Annotated in this window: 12 protein-coding genes and 1 pseudogene; 4 read left to right on the forward strand and 9 right to left on the reverse strand. The window is 67.2% G+C overall.

Annotated features, from left to right (window positions below; all coding sequences use genetic code 11):
• The 8 genes from QOC76_RS07495 to QOC76_RS07530 form a co-directional block, all read right to left on the reverse strand.
• On the reverse strand, nucleotides 1-1,370 hold a 1,370-nt coding region (locus tag QOC76_RS07495; protein ID WP_526355778.1), incomplete at its 3' end, for an RNA polymerDNA-directed RNA polymerase subunit B.
• Between the two features lie 593 nt (nucleotides 1,371-1,963).
• Nucleotides 1,964-3,040, reverse strand: coding sequence for an ABC transporter ATP-binding protein (locus QOC76_RS07500; protein ID WP_526355780.1), 1,077 nt, complete (start codon nucleotides 3,038-3,040; stop codon nucleotides 1,964-1,966).
• Between the two features lie 187 nt (nucleotides 3,041-3,227).
• Nucleotides 3,228-3,617 carry a 50S ribosomal protein L7/L12 gene (rplL, locus tag QOC76_RS07505; RefSeq protein WP_526355782.1) on the reverse strand — a complete coding sequence of 130 codons (390 nt, stop codon included), beginning with the start codon at nucleotides 3,615-3,617 and terminating at the stop codon, nucleotides 3,228-3,230.
• Between the two features lie 49 nt (nucleotides 3,618-3,666).
• Nucleotides 3,667-4,197, reverse strand: a complete 531-nt coding sequence (gene rplJ / locus QOC76_RS07510) for a 50S ribosomal protein L10 (protein WP_526355784.1) — start codon at nucleotides 4,195-4,197, stop codon at nucleotides 3,667-3,669.
• A gap of 309 nt (nucleotides 4,198-4,506) precedes the next feature.
• Nucleotides 4,507-5,418 (reverse strand): ROK family protein, encoded by a 912-nt coding sequence (locus QOC76_RS07515; protein WP_526355786.1) that lies wholly within the window; start codon nucleotides 5,416-5,418, stop codon nucleotides 4,507-4,509.
• Nucleotides 5,418-6,038, reverse strand: a complete 621-nt coding sequence (locus tag QOC76_RS07520) for a DUF7158 domain-containing protein (protein WP_526355788.1) — start codon at nucleotides 6,036-6,038, stop codon at nucleotides 5,418-5,420. Before QOC76_RS07520 ends, QOC76_RS07515 begins: the two co-directional genes overlap by 1 nt.
• Nucleotides 6,035-10,237 (reverse strand): glycoside hydrolase family 38 N-terminal domain-containing protein, encoded by a 4,203-nt coding sequence (locus QOC76_RS07525; protein WP_526355790.1) that lies wholly within the window; start codon nucleotides 10,235-10,237, stop codon nucleotides 6,035-6,037. The genes QOC76_RS07520 and QOC76_RS07525 overlap by 4 nt, the downstream gene beginning before the upstream one ends.
• A gap of 18 nt (nucleotides 10,238-10,255) precedes the next feature.
• Nucleotides 10,256-11,023 (reverse strand): endonuclease/exonuclease/phosphatase family protein, encoded by a 768-nt coding sequence (locus tag QOC76_RS07530; protein WP_526355800.1) that lies wholly within the window; start codon nucleotides 11,021-11,023, stop codon nucleotides 10,256-10,258.
• Nucleotides 11,024-11,047: 24 nt separating this feature from the next.
• Here QOC76_RS07530 and QOC76_RS07535 point away from each other — a divergent pair, with 24 nt between their 5' ends.
• Nucleotides 11,048-11,593, forward strand: coding sequence for a nucleotidyltransferase (locus QOC76_RS07535; RefSeq protein WP_526355792.1), 546 nt, complete (start codon nucleotides 11,048-11,050; stop codon nucleotides 11,591-11,593).
• Between the two features lie 300 nt (nucleotides 11,594-11,893).
• Here the strand turns inward: QOC76_RS07535 and QOC76_RS07540 are convergent, their stop codons facing one another.
• Nucleotides 11,894-12,853: a helix-turn-helix transcriptional regulator gene (locus QOC76_RS07540; protein WP_526355794.1), complete on the reverse strand. Its 960-nt coding sequence runs from the start codon at nucleotides 12,851-12,853 to the stop codon at nucleotides 11,894-11,896.
• A 62-nt stretch (nucleotides 12,854-12,915) separates the two neighbouring features.
• Between QOC76_RS07540 and QOC76_RS07545 the strand changes: the two genes are divergently transcribed.
• The 3 genes and pseudogenes from QOC76_RS07545 to QOC76_RS07555 form a co-directional block, all read left to right on the forward strand.
• The gene (locus QOC76_RS07545) at nucleotides 12,916-13,461 is read left to right on the forward strand and encodes a DinB family protein (RefSeq protein ID WP_526355796.1); all 546 of its coding nucleotides are present in this window, start codon (nucleotides 12,916-12,918) and stop codon (nucleotides 13,459-13,461) included.
• 2 nt (nucleotides 13,462-13,463) lie between these two features.
• Nucleotides 13,464-14,060 carry a DinB family protein gene (locus QOC76_RS07550; RefSeq protein WP_526355798.1) on the forward strand — a complete coding sequence of 199 codons (597 nt, stop codon included), beginning with the start codon at nucleotides 13,464-13,466 and terminating at the stop codon, nucleotides 14,058-14,060.
• 21 nt (nucleotides 14,061-14,081) lie between these two features.
• Nucleotides 14,082-15,002, forward strand: a pseudogene (locus QOC76_RS07555) (alpha/beta fold hydrolase); the annotation flags it as partial.

Consider the following 15,002-nt stretch of genomic DNA (forward strand, 5'->3'; position numbering starts at 1 on the left):
ACCTCGAGGCCGGCGCGCTCACGGGACAGACCGCCGGGGCCCAGCGCCGAAAGGCGGCGCTTGTGGGTCAGACCCGACAGCGGGTTGTTCTGGTCCATGAACTGCGACAGCTGGCTGGTGCCGAAGAACTCCTTGATCGCCGCCACCACGGGACGGATGTTGATCAGGGTCTGCGGCGTGATCGCCTCGACGTCCTGGGTGGTCATGCGCTCGCGCACGACGCGTTCCATGCGGGACAGGCCGACCCGGATCTGATTCTGGATCAGCTCGCCGACGGTACGCAGGCGACGGTTGCCGAAGTGGTCGATGTCGTCCACCTCTACCGGCACCTCGACGCCGCCGGGGGCGGTCATGCTCGTCTGCCCCTCATGCAGCCGCACCAGGTACTCGATGGTCGCGACGACGTCCTCTTCGTTCAGCGTCGACGACGTGATCGGCTGACCGACGTTGAGGCCGAGCTTCTTGTTGACCTTGTAACGGCCCACCCGGGCCAGGTCGTAGCGCTTCTCCTTGAAGAACAGGTTCTCCAGGAGGGTCTGCGCAGACTCCTTGGTCGGCGGCTCGCCCGGGCGCAGCTTGCGGTAGATGTCCAGCAGCGCCTCGTCGGTGCCTGCGGTGTTGTCCTTCTCCAGCGTCGACATCATGATCTCGGAGAAGCCGAAGCGCTCCGTGATCTGCTCGGTGCTCCAACCCAGCGCCTTCAGCAGCACGGTGACCGGCTGACGACGCTTGCGGTCGATGCGCACACCAACGGTGTCGCGCTTGTCGACGTCGAACTCCAGCCACGCACCGCGGCCGGGAATCACCTTGACGCTGTGCAGCGTCTTGTCGGTGGTCTTGTCGCGGGCCTCGTCGAAGTAGACGCCCGGCGACCTGACCAGCTGGGAGACGACGACACGCTCGGTGCCGTTGATGATGAAGGTGCCTTTCTCGGTCATCATCGGGAAGTCACCCATGAACACCGTCTGGCTCTTGATCTCACCGGTGTTGTTGTTGATGAACTCGGCCGTGACGAACAGCGGGGCCGCGTACGTCATGTCCTTGTCTTTGCACTCGTCGACCGGCGCCTTGACCTCGTCGAAGCGCGGGTCGGAGAACGACAGCGACATCGATCCGGAGAAGTCCTCGATCGGCGAGAGCTCGGTCAGCACCTCCTCGAGGCCGCCGACGGGGTTGACGTCACCGCGAGCGGTGGCGACCTCACGCCAGTGGTCGGAGCCGACAAGCCATTCGAAGGACTGCGTTTGCACCTCAAGTAGCCCGGGAACCTCTAGAGGCTCTCGGAGCTTGGCGAACGATATGCGATTCGGTGCTCCGGGTACGGAGCTAGAGGTAGTAGTAGTGGACCTGCTCTGGCGGGAGACTGCCAAGATGCATCCTTCCAGCACCTAATGCGACTGTCGGGAAGGTGTGCACCGTCCCTAACGCCGCGAACTCTGCGTTGGTTCGGCTGGCGATCTCCTGTGTCTAGACGGCCCCAAACAGGGGGCACGCGCCTAAGTCACTGAGCCTGATAGGAGCTCAGCCTAGGACCACGATGTCAGAGGCGGTAGATGGGCAGGAGGCAGCCAGCGCAACGTCCAACAATAGCGCAGGACGGCGTATTCCTCAACTACGGCATGCAGGATCAACTCGGGCGCTGGCTGGCGACCTCGACCCGTTTACACATGCTGCCCAACAGACTGGCCCGTCGGAGCCTTCCCGTCAAGAGATAACGCCGTGTCGCATGTGGAGTATTTACCCGAGGACGCCGGTTTCCTGAGCAACCGCTACATCGGTGGCGAGTTGATGTTCGACAGCAGTCCGGAGGAAGCCGTCAGCTCGTGGGCCACGGTGTCGAAGACGCCGGGGTTGGGTTCGCCAGGCCGAAGGCCGGCCGACCGCTCCGGGAGTCCGCTAAGACGTGAGCAGCGTCTGCGCACGTCAGTGAGCCGCTACCCAGCGGCTCACTGCAACTTTCAGGTCAGCGCTCTTCGCCGACCGGGATGCGGCCGGTCGGTGCCTCGTCCTGGCGGTGCCGCGCGGTCTCCTGATCGCCGAACTCGTGCCCCGAGTACTGGTGCGTGCCCTCGAGGTCGTCACGGATCGCTTCCTGCGCATTCGGCGGCAGCGTGTGCATGATTTCGCGAACGCGCGCCTGACGGCGGCCGACGGCCTGACGCTCCGGCATACCCGGGGTCGCCTGGATCTGCGGTGGCACGCCCTCGATCTCTTCGACACCACCGTCATGGTGACCGGCATCGACCATGGCCTGCTCCTCGGCCATCTGCGACTCGTCCTTCTCCTCGGACATGCCGATCGGGCCGAGGCGACGACCGTTGAGGAACTGCCGCACTACCGGCTCGTCGCTGGTCAGCAGCACCTCACGCGGACCGAACATCACCAGGTGCTTGCGGAACAGCATGCCGATGTTGTCGGGCACGGTGCGGGCGATATTGATGTTGTGCGTGACGATCAGGATCGTCGCGTCGATCTGCGCATTGATGTCGATCAGCAGCTGCGACAGGTAGGCGGTACGGACCGGGTCCAGCCCCGAGTCGGGCTCGTCGCAAAGGATGATCTGCGGGTCGAGCACCAGCGAACGTGCCAGGCCGGCGCGCTTGCGCATTCCGCCGGAGATCTCGCCGGGGAACTTGGTCTCGTCACCGCCCAAACCGACCAGTTCGAGCTTCTCCATGACGATGTTGCGGATCTCGCTTTCCTTCTTCTTGGTGTGCTCACGCAAGGGGAAAGCGGTGTTGTCGTAGAGGCTCATCGAGCCGAACAGGGCGCCGTCCTGGAACATCACGCCGAACAGCGTCCGGATCTCGTAGAGCTCCTTGGCCGAGCACTCGATGATGTCGGTGCCGTCGACGACGATCGAGCCCCGCTCCGGGCGCAGCAGGCCGATCAGGGACTTCAGGAACACCGACTTACCGGTACCCGACGGGCCCAGCAGCACGCTGACCTCGCCCGGCGGGACGTCGAACGTGACGTCTTCCCAGATTCGCTGGGGCCCGAAGGACTTCGTCAGTCCCTCGACCTGAATGCCAATGCCCACGCGAGATCCTTCCGCAGTAAATTGTTCCGCCACCTGCTCCCCGCCTGTGGCTTGAGTCACTGTAGCTTACGACGCCGGTCCGGGGACACTTGTCGGAGGTCACATCTCGGCTCCGACCAGCGCGGACGGCAAAAAGTACTGTGGGGCTGACCTGTTTGCCAGATCAGCCCCACAGTGTGTGGTCAAACTACTTGACGGTAACCGTCGCGCCTGCGGCCTCTAGTTTCGTCCTGGCCTCGTCGGCGGCGTCCTTGGTCACCTTCTCCAGCAGCGGCTTGGGAGCGCTGTCGACCAGGTCCTTGGCCTCCTTGAGACCCAGGCCGGAAACGATCTCGCGGACCACCTTGATGACGCCGATCTTCTTGTCACCGGCGGCCTCAAGGACGACGTCGAACTCCGACTGCTCCTCGGCGGCCTCGGCGGGAGCGCCACCGGCGGCGGGGGCGGCCGCAACGGCGACCGGAGCGGCGGCCGTGACGTCGAAGGTCTCTTCGAACGCCTTCACGAACTCGGATAGCTCGAGCAGGGTCAGCTCCTTGAACGCGTCGAGCAGTTCGTCAGTGGACAGCTTTGCCATGGTGTTGGTCCTTCCTTACTTCTTCTTCTGTCTGATGGGTGAGTGTGATTTACGCGGCTTCGTCTTCTGCAGCCTTCTTCTCCTGCAGTGCGGCAGCCAACCGGGCGACCTGTGACGCAGGAGCCTGGAACAGCCCCGCTGCCTTGGTCAGGTTGGCCAACATCGCGCCGGCCAGCTTGGCCAGCAGCACCTCGCGGGATTCGAGATCGGCGATCTTGTCGATCTCGGAGACGGACAGCGGTCGTCCGTCCATGTAGCCGCCCTTGACGACCAGCGCCTTGTGGTCCTTGGCGAACCTCTTGATCGCCTTGGCCGCGTCGACCGCCTCGCCCGTGACGAACGCGATCGCGGTCGGGCCGACGAACAGCTCGTCGAGGCCCTCGATACCCGCGTCCGCCGCGGCACGCTTGACGAGCGTGTTCTTGGCGACGGTGTAGGTAGCGGAGTCACCGAGCGAGCGGCGCAGGTCCTTGAGGTTGGCCACCGTCAGTCCGCGGTACTCGGTGACGAGCGTCGCCGTCGACCCCTTGAACTGCTCGGCGATGTCGGCAACCGCGGTGGCCTTGTCAGCCCTGGCCATGCATGCCTCCTCGTGGTTTGTGACCGCGGGCCGGATAGCAGGGCCGGAAACGACGAACGCCCCGACGCAGATGGTCGGGGCGCGCAACAACACGACTGCCTCGTCCTCCTGCGTGGGCCGCCCGGACAATCCCGGACCTTCAACCGATTTCTCGGTGACCGACGGTCTTCGGTGGAACGGGTCAAGAGTAGCGGACAGCCCACCGATCAGCCAAAACGGCCGATTCCGCGAATCCCCTCGCCCCGCGAGCGTGCGCGTCTGCACGGAGACACTCCGCAATTCGGCGGCAGTCTGCGCGCGCTCGCGGGGTTACGAGCGTGCGGTGTGGACCAAGGCTGCGGCGCCGATAAGGCCTGCGTTGGCCAACTCGGCGGGCACCACCTGGAGGTCATGCAGGAAGTCGAGGCCCGCGTGCACGGCGAGCACCTCACGAACCGGATCGAACAGCAGCGCCCCTGACTTCGCCACTCCCCCGCCGATGACGACGCGGTCGAGGTCGCACACGGCCCCGACCGAGGCGATCATCGAGGCGACGGCCGTCGCGCCCCGACGGAAAGCCGCCAGTGCAACCGGGTCGCCCGCATTGGCGGCGTCGGCGAGCTCCTTTGCGTCCGCTTTCGGCGGCGCGGTCCAGCCGTTCTGGCGGGCCCAGCGCGCCATGTTCGGTCCCGACGCGATCGTCTCCACGCAGCCCCGGCCGCCACATGTGCACGGTGCCCCCTCGGGGTCGACGACGACGTGGCCGACGTGCCCGGCGTTGCCGGTGCGGCCGTCGTAGGGTGCGCCGTCGAGCACCAGGCCGCCGCCGACGCCCGTCGACACCACCATGCCGAGCATGAAGTGCGCGCCGCGGCCTGCGCCACGCCACCGCTCGCCCATCGCCATGCACAGGCCGTCACCAGCAAGCCGCGCCGGGGCGCCGACCAATTCGGTCACCCGCTCGACGATCGGAAAGCGGTGCCACTGCGGGATGTTGATCGGGCTGACGGTGCCCGACGGCAGGTCGATGGGACCCGCCGACGCGATGCCGACACCGCGGACGTAACCCCCCGCGGCGGCAACCGCCTCCGTGACCAACGTGTCGACCACCGTCCAGATCGCCTCGGCGTCACCGTCCGGCGTCGGCAACTGGGCGTGGTGGCCGAGTTCGCCGTCGTCAGCGACCAACCCGACGGCGATCTTCGTGCCGCCGATGTCGATTGCCAGCGCCGCGGCGGGCATCAGTGCCTGTGCGTGTTGTCGGGCTGGCCGGGATCGCCGGGATGCTCGTAGCCGGCGGCCAGCCGCACCAGCTCGGCCCGTCGCGCGTCGAGCCACAGCCGGAAGGCACGCCGACGTGCGGCACCGCGAAGGTGTCCGACGATCGATGGGCGCACGGCGTCCAACGGCGGCACATCGACTGTCGCTGTGCACCAACCGTTTCCGGCGTCCGACGGCTTGGCGAACCGCAGCGGGTTGCGGGCGTGATAATCGGCCACATCGGCGTCGGTGACGTCGACGCCGGCTGTGACGTGGACGAACATCGCTCTGGCGAGCGGGTCGGCCAGTGCCGCCGCGGCGACGCTGCCGATCTCGAGCCGGGCCGAATTATCCGGCAGCAGTTGAGCTTCGGCGGGCGCACCGGCCGCGCTCAGCCCCATGGCGGCGGCCTCGGTGGCGATCAGCCGCTCGGTCACCAGCAGCTGCGTCAGCCAGCGGCGCAACTGCCTGCCTTCGCTGGTGCCCACGCGAGGCAGCGCAGCGGCGGGCACGGCCGCCCGCAGTCGCTCCTCCCGCGCGTCGACGTCGGCGACCGGTACACCCCGACCGCCAACGGTTGCGGCGTCATGCGGGTGGCTCATCGGACCGTCACCCGGACGGCAGGCGAGTAGAGCAGCCGTCCGGCGCAACCCACCCGCACCAGCGCCCACCACTGGCCCGGCTGCACCCATGGCGGCGGGGCGACATCGAAGCCGAGTTCCACCGTCTCGCCGGGTGTGAGCACCGCGCCCTGCGCCGCTGGACCGATCCACTCCCATGTGCCCCACGGGCTGATCAGGTGCGCCTCCAGCGACAGGCTCGCACCCGCCGAGGTGCCGACGGTCACCGCGAGCCGCGCGGTCTCTCCCGCGACCACCCCGACATCCGCCGGCTCGCCGATGAGGTAGACGATTTCGTTGTCCTCGCGCGGGGTGCCGACCGACACCGTCGCGACATCCTCGACCATCTGCCGCCACGACGCGGGCATCGACGCCGCGTCGTCGCCGGTGACGACGAGTTGAGCGCGGATCGGATAGAGCCCCGGCGCAGTGTCCTGCGGCATCGTCAGCTCGACGTCGGCCTCCAGGTGTTCGCCGCTGGGCAGCACGAACGGCAGCGTGGCCGGGCTCGCGGACCATCCGTCGGGACATGCCAAGCGCACCGTGCCGTGCAACACCGAGTCGGTGCAGTCGCTGGCCGCGGTGAGCCGGAGCACGACAGTGTCATTGGGCTCGGCGACGGTCGCCTGCGGGTGCAGGTGCGCGACGGCGGGCAGCCCGCCGAGCGGCGCCGGGCCGCGGTTGTGCAGCCAGTAGCGGGCATACAAGGGCTGTGCCGCCTCCGCTTCCGGCGCGAGCTGCGTGTGGTCGGCTTCAACGAGTCGCGGCATGTTGAGGCGGGTCAGCACGGTGGCGATCTCGTATCCGTGCAGGGTCAAGCCTTCGAAGGCTCGGTGCTTCTGCAGGCCGGGTTCCTCGAGCAGGTTCACGCGTGACGCCGACGACACACTGTGCAGGCCCGACGTGATCGCGACATCGGTTGTCGCCCCGACTGTTTCGACGAGCCGCATCGCCACCGCTTCCGTGGGGTCGACGGGCTGGGAGAGACCGGATGCCAGCGGGTTGCCCGCCGCCTTCAACGCGGCTAGTTGAACAGTGCCCGCGGGCTCGATCTCCACCAGCGAGCCCCAGCTGGGCAATCCGCCTGTGGTGCTGCCCTTTCCGACGACGGTCAGCAGCGGATGGGAGAACTCCGCACTGCGGTTCGGGACGGCGGCCGCGCGCCAGTCACCGTCGCCGGATACCAACGCATAGTCGAAGGTGTGGGTCCAGTGCTGCAGTTGGAAGCTCGAGCCGTCGGGCGCGGTCCGACGCGGCTGCGGGTCCATCCACACCCCGGCCGGCCAGCCGGTGCACGAGCGCATCAACGACGTGTGCAGGGTGCCGTCGGCGTCGACGGCGAAGCTGGGCACCCCGCGGTTCAGCACCGCTACCGTTCGCCGCTCGAACGCCTCGATGTCCGACGGCACCTGTTGATCGACCGAGATCTCGGCGTCGGCGAGGTCTTCGACGATCGAGGCGACGGCCTCGTCGACGTCGTCGCCTGCGACGACGAGCACGGGCAAGGCCCGCACACCGCGCAGGTTCGCACCGGGCCGCCACGTCGCCGCCAGTGGTGCGGCGGCGGGCACCCACACCCTGGCCGAGCCGGTCGCGTGCAGTTGACGCTTGAGCTCGTCGCTGTAGGCGGGGTCGGCCTCGGCCAATACGGCGGCCGTGAAGGAGTTCTGATCCGGCCCGCCGAGCGCGATCCGGGCATCCGGGAGGTTCGAGTCGACGTCGAGGTCTCCGTAGCGCGGCGTGTCGGCACTGCTGCAGGTGGCCGTTACGCCGGCGCGGACCAACGCCACCATGAGGTCGCGGGCCAAGGGCGCCGACGTGTCCTCGGCCGGCAACACCACCTCGGCGACCGAAACGGCCCGTACGGACTGGCCGACGCGCACCCGCATCGCCGCTGACAGCCCGAACCACCCGTAGGCCGGATTATCCAGCGTGTAAGGGTGTTTCGCGGTGTCGACGGACTCGTCGGAGCCGGGCTCGTGCAGCAGTGCGAAGCCGCGCCCGATCACCGCGTCGCCGACCTCGCTCACCGGCATCGCCCCGGGGATGGGGCACGGCCAGCGCAGGCGCAGCAGTTTGTCCTCGCCGGTGAACTCGTCGATCGTGGTGCTGCAGTCCAGGCGAGGGATGCCGTGCCACAGCGTCAACGTCTGGGTGTAGCGCAGCACCGAACCGATCCGTCCCCGCACGACCAGTCGCTCGCCGAGCGTGCACCGGTAGCGGTGCACGGAGTCTGCGGGGGTGCTCGACGAGAGCACCACCGGGCCCTTGGGCAGCAGATGCCAGGGTCCCTCGCCCGCCTCTGGATGCGCGGGATACTCGTCATAGACCGCCAACTCGTTGCCCACCTTACCGTCGGCGAGCAGTTCACGGCCGTCGTCGGTGAGCGACGACACCGCTCCGCCACGCGCCGGGTCGACCCGCAGACGATAACGCTCGTTGCCGATCTCGTTGCCGCTGAGGGTTTCCCAGCCCGCATCCGCAGGACCTGCCGTCAGATGGTAGGCGCGCCAGCCGAGCGACGGGATGTCGCGCGCCAGCCAGGTGACCGACCGGCCGCCATGCTCGACCAGCGTAGGCAACTCGTTGCCGTCGGCGTCGGTCACTTGCACACGGTCGCCGAACGGCTCGTCCAGCCGCGCCGTAACCATATCGGTTCTGCTGTGCGCCAGCGTATTCCACGCCACCGCCGATCCTTCGACAGCGGTGGAGATCACGGCCAGCGCATTATCGCGAGTCGCGCGCCCCAGCTCCCATGCATCGCGCCAGCCCGTCAGCAGGTCCAGGTACACCTGGTCGGACTCCGAACCGGTGATGGCGTCGTGGTGTGCGCCGTAGGCCAGCTGCACCCACGCCTTCTCCAGCGCGGCCTGCGGATAGGTGGCGCCACCAAGCAGCTCGGCGAACACGGCGAACCGCTCGCCGTCGAGCACCGCGTTCTCGGCGTCGCGGTTGGCCTGCTTGGTGTCGATGAAGGAGACGTCCTTGCCGGTGTAGATCGGGTTCATGTCGCGAGTCTGCGGTGACGGCTCGATTCCCCTCTCGTTCAGCTCAGCCCGCACCGACGCGAAGAACTCCCGCGGCAGCCCGCAGACGAACCGCGGCCAGGTGTAGCGCTCGTTCCAGTCGCGGTGGATCTCGGTGACCCACTTGTTCGGCGGCGTGTAGTCGGTGCCGACCGGCAGCAGCACGTTGCGCGTCAACGCAACCTTCTTCAGCGTCGAGAACAGTTCGTAGGTCGCGGTTTCCGCCTCTTCGAGGGTCGCCGACGAATCCATCCACCAGCCGGCCGAATAGTGCGCGGGCATGTAATGAGTCAGCAGCCCGCGGCCCGACGGGGAGATCCACTCGAACTCGCTGGAGAACTGCATGCGCTCGGGATCACCCTGGTTTTGCATCGGGCCCCATTGGTGGTGCGGCCCGCGCGCCCACGAGCTGGACGTCAAGCCGGCATCGGCGGCCATGCCGGGGAACTGGGGATCGTGGCCGAACACGTCGAGCTGCCACGCCGTCGCCGGCTTGGCCCCCACGACGTCGCGTTGAAAACCGATGCCAGCCACGAAATTGCGGATCGTCGTCTCGGGACTGGTCAGGTTGGTGTTCGGCTCGTTGTAGGTGCCGCCCATGATCTCGATGCGGCCGTCTCCGATGAACCGGCGGAGATCGGCGCGATCCTCCGGGTGGGTGTCCCAGTAGGGCTTGAGATAGTCGACCTCGGCGAGCACGAACTTGTATTCCGGTTCCCTGCGCGCCATTTCGAGGTGGGCGGCCACCAAATTCAACCCGTTGGTCTGCCGGCCCCGGCCCGGCGGCTCCTCGGTCCAGAGGCTGGTATAGGCAGCCTGCGTGTTCCACCACACCGGGTCGTAGTGGAAGTGGCTGACCATGAACATCGTCCAGCCCCGCTCGGCGACGACGAACTCGAAGTCGGTGCTGGTGCCCTCACACAGCACGCGCGCCGCGCGACGTTCGCCGGGTATCGCGTGGCTGACCACGACAGGCACCTCGGCCACGCCGCCTGCCGGGTCAGCCCGTGGCGGCCCGGGTGTCGTGAGGCCGTCGCCCTCGACGACGATCTGCGACGTGCCGCCGGTATGGGTGACCCTGACGACTTGCAACGGCACATCCGGCGGCCCCACGAAGAGGTCCGTCGACTCAGCGGAGGTCACGCCGAACGCCACGACCGCCACCCTACGTAGTCAGGGCCGCGAAACGTCCACAACGAGTGCGCGATGATCCGAGATCGGCAGTTCGAGAACCTGGGAAGCGACGGCCTGCAGCGTCGGATCGTCGGTGAGGATGTGGTCGAGCTGACGTTCTGGGTTGTCGCTCGGGAAGGTCGGACCCGAACCCAGCGACCGCATACCGCACCACCGCTTGGTTCTCAGGGGCGTCATGTTGAGGTCGCCCATCAGCACGCGTGGTCCGCCGAACCCGCGCAAATCGCGGACCAGGTGACGCAGCTGCACACGATTCCAGCCGGGCACGAACGACAGGTGGGTGTTGGCGACCGTCATCGGTCCCAGCGGGGTCTCCAGTCGCGCGACCATCGCGGCACGCGGTTCCTCGTTGACCATCAGCACCTTGTTGGGCTCGCGCAGGTACATCGGGAAGGTCATCGGGATCCGCGGCAGACGCACCACCTGCCAGCTCTGCACCGGGAACCGGGACAGCAGCGCGATGCCGTAGGCCGCCGTGCCCGGTTGTTCTCGGCCCGTCGCCGCCATCCACGTCGCCCCCGGTGTTCCGGCGATCGCCGCGACGAACCGGTGCGTCACCGCGCCCATCGCCTGAGCCGCCAGCGCGGTCAGGTCGGCCATCGCCGACCGCGGCTGATCGCAGTCGACTTCCTGCAAGGCCAGCACGTCGGCGTCGATTCGGCGAACGGATTCCTCGAGCCGGTCGAGTTCGACGGCGCCGTCGTGGACGCTGCGTCCGTGCAGGATGTTGAAGGTGGCCATTCGCATCTGCATGGGTACTAGGTACCCACCATGACGAACACCCACCTGCGTGAGGCGCTCAAACAGGGAGCTTCGGCGTTGAAGGCGCACGGTCCGGACTTCGCGCTGGCCGGTAGTTACGCGCTATGGGCCTATGGCGGTCCCGAACCGGTGCATGACGTGGACTTCGTCGTCGCGGAGCAGGACACCGAGGCGGCGGCGCTGACGCTGGAAAAGGCGGGTTTCCGCATCGAGCGCACGCCGGAGGACTGGCTGTTCAAGGCGTGCGTCGCGCAGGAGTTCGTCATCGACGTGCTGCACCAGCTCAACGGAACGCCGGTGGACGCGGACATGATCGCCTCGGCGCACGAGTTCGACGTGCTCGCGATCAGGATGCGGGTGCTTCCGCCGACGAAGGTGCTCGTGGAGAAGCTGAACTCGCTCAACGAACATCACTGCGATTTCGCCGCGCTGCTGCCTGCCGTTCGGGCGGTGCGCGAACAGGTCGACTGGGTCCGGTTGCGTGCGGACACCGCCGAAAACGACTTCGCGGTGGCGTTTCTGGTGCTCGCCGAACGGCTGGGTATCACCGCTTGATGCTGTGCAGGGTGAGCATCGTCACACCGCTATCAATGTCACATATGCCGTTTCGTCGCCGCTGCGTTGAGTGCGGTTGGGCCGCAGTTCATTTCGATTGAGATCTCATTACGCAGATCACGGCGTGCCGCCTGCACCATTGGCCGCGAAGTGCCACAATGGACGCATCATGACGACTGAACACAAGACGTCTGGCGGCTCACGCACCTGGTCCGACCCGCTCTCGGTGGGTTTCGAGGCGCACCGCCGACTGCTGCTGCTTCGCCTGCGCCTGCGCGGGTCTGCGGCCAGACGCGCCCGTCACGGACTGCTGGCAGCACGCCGTAACCGGTCAGCAACCGACTGAACCGCAATGGCCACTTCGGGCGGTTCGAGCACCTCGAAGTCGGCGCCGACGGTCGCGAAATAGAACACCATCCGCTCCGGGTCGTCTGCGCCCGCAGTGACGATGCAGGCGTCGGGACCGTCCGGTTCGATAGTCACCGACGACGGCGAGAAGTGCCGTGCCACTAGCTCTTCCGGAGCGGAGTAGCGAACGCGGGCAACATATCGGTACGGCGAAGCGCTGATCGACCGTCGGACGTACGCCGCGGCGTCGGGCGCGTCCCTGGCCACGAAGGTGGTAGCTCTCGCTTGGACATCGTGCATCCGGTCCAGTCGCAGGCTGCGCCAGTCCTCGCGGTCGCGGTCGAACGCCAATAGATACCAGCGCTTTCCCGTCGTGACGAGCTGATAGGGCTCCAGCCGCCGCTCGGTGGCGTTGCCTGCGCGATCGACATAGGACGCCGACACGTGTTCGTGGTCGCGGCAGGCGCGCGCCAGAGTCATCAGCAGATCGGGCTCGACGGGCGAATCGGAAGAATCCCAGGTGAGCGTGACGGTGGCCTCGTGCACCGCCGAGACCTGTAAACGCAGCCGCGACGGCATCACCTGGTCCAGCTTGCTCAGCGCCCGCAGGGCGGATTCGCCGACACCGGCGACGCTGCCACCTGCGGCCAACCGCAGGCACACTGCCATCGCCACCGCCTCGTCGGGATCCAGCAGAAGCGGCGGCAGCGCGGCTCCCGCTGCCAGCTGATAGCCGCCGCCGTGGCCCTTGCTCGCGAGCACCGGATAGCCCAGGTCACGCAGCCGTTCGACATCTCGGCGCACGCTTCGGGTGGTCACACCGAGCCGCTCGGCGAGCTGCTCACCCGACCACACCCGCCGCGACTGAAGCAAACCGAGCAGTTGCAAGACCCGGCTCGTCGTCTCGGACACGTTTTCCAGACTCGCACAGTCTTAGGACAGAATCTGTCCTATATCGATGAGAGGTTGGTGTCATGAGTGCGAAAGCGAACCAGAACACAGTTGGCCAACTCGCCGACCAGCTCGACTTTCACTGGACGCACCAGCTCCGGCCGCGGCTCGACGGGCTGACCGATGACGAGTACTTCTGGTGCCCGGTGCCGCACTGTTGGACCGTGCATTCCGACGGTTCGATCGACTTCGAACACCCGGCGCCCGAGCCCGTACCGTTCACCACCATTGCGTGGCGGCTCGCGCACGTCATCGTCGGAGTGCTGGCGATGCGCAACCACTCGCACTTCGCCGGGCCACCCGCGGACTACCAAAGCTGGCCGTACGCCACCGACGCGGCTACTGCGCTGCGTCAGCTCGACGACGCCTATGAGGATTGGATCGCCGGCGTGCGCGCCCTGGGCGACGACGAGCTTGATCGGGCCTGCGGACCCGCCGAGGGACCGTTTGCCGACTATCCGTTCATGACGCTGGTCCTGCACATCAACCGGGAGATGATTCACCACGGCGCTGAAATTGCCTGCATCCGAGACCTTTACGCCAACAGCCCCGAGAAGAAGGAGAAGTAGCCGTGCCAGGTATGCCCTCACCCGCCAAGGACGAGCGCCAGACGTTGATCGAGTTTCTCAGGTTCAATCAGAACGCCTTTTTCGCAGTCGCCTATGGGCTGACCGACGATCAGGCCCGGTCCAAGCCGTCGGTGAGCGCGCTGTCGATCGGCGGACTCGTCAAACACGCCACCGGTGTGCAGCGCAGCTGGATGGCGCGCGTGACGGCAGCGCCTGGTTCGCCGCCGCGCGACGACCGACCGTTCGACGAGCAGGCGGCCGAATACCAGGACCAGTACCTGATGCGCGACGACGAAACTCTTGCCGAACTGCTCGAGCGGCTACGCGCGCAGAACGAGGAGACGCTACGGATCTTCGGAGAAGCCGACCTCGACGCCGCGGTGCCCGTCCCGCATGATGTGCCGTGGTTCCCGCAGGATCTGGACTTCTGGAACGTGCGCTGGGTGGCGATGCATCTCGTCGAGGAGCTGACCCGGCACGCCGGTCACTGCGACATCATCCGCGAATCCATCGACGGGGCAACTATGTACGAATTGATGGCCGGCATCGAGGGCTGGCCGGAAACCGACTGGATCAAGCCGTGGAAGAAGCCGGCGTAGCAGGACGGTAGAAAGGACTCCGTGCAGACCCGAACGGGCACCGCGCCCTGCGGCGACGTGGAGTTGTTCTACGAGGACCTTCGCCCGTCCCGTTCCTCGCGTGCGCGGTGCGATCCCGACGCCCCGCCCGTGTTGCTGATCATGGGCGTCGGCGCCCAGTTGCCGATGTGGCCGGACGGGTTCTGCGCTCAGTTGGTCGGGCAGGGCTATCGGGTCGTCCGGTTCGACCACCGCGACACCGGCCTGTCGACCAAGATGCACGGCACGAAGGCCGGCGGCTCGGTGTACCGGCGAGTGCTGCGCCACGTGACGGGTCGCCGCAGCGAAGTGCCTTACACACTCGTCGACATGGCCGACGACGTGCGAGGCCTGCTCGACCACCTCGGCATCGAGCGAGTTCACGTCGTCGGCGCATCGATGGGCGGAATGATCGCGCAGGTGCTTGCGGGCAGCCATCCCGACCGCCTGGCGTCGCTCGGGCTGCTGATGTCCAGTTCGAACCGATTACTCTCGGCGGTGCCGCGGTGGCGGGTCATCAAGCTGGCCTTCGGCGGGCCCGCAAAGACGCGCCGTGGGAGGAGCGGCTGGCCGCCGAAATGCGCAGCATCTCGATCATCAACGGCCCCAACTTCTTACCGTCGGCGGATGTGCTGCGGCGCCGCGTCGAAGATTTGCGCGCCCGAAGCAATTACCCGCAGGGCATGCTGCGCCAGTTCGACGCCATCCTCGGCACGGGCAGCCTGTTGCGCTACACCCGCAGCATCACCGCGCCGACGATCGTCGTCCACGGCACCAACGACCCGATGGTGCGGCCGCGCAACGGCCGCACCCTGGCCAGGGTGATCGCGGGCGCGAGGTTCGTCGTCGTGGACGGTATGGGCCACGACCTGCCGGAGCCGGTGTGGCGCCCCGTCATCGAGGCACTCACCGAGAACTTCGCCA

The organism is Mycobacterium sp., from assembly GCF_032159565.1.
Lineage (GTDB): Bacteria > Actinomycetota > Actinomycetes > Mycobacteriales > Mycobacteriaceae > Mycobacterium.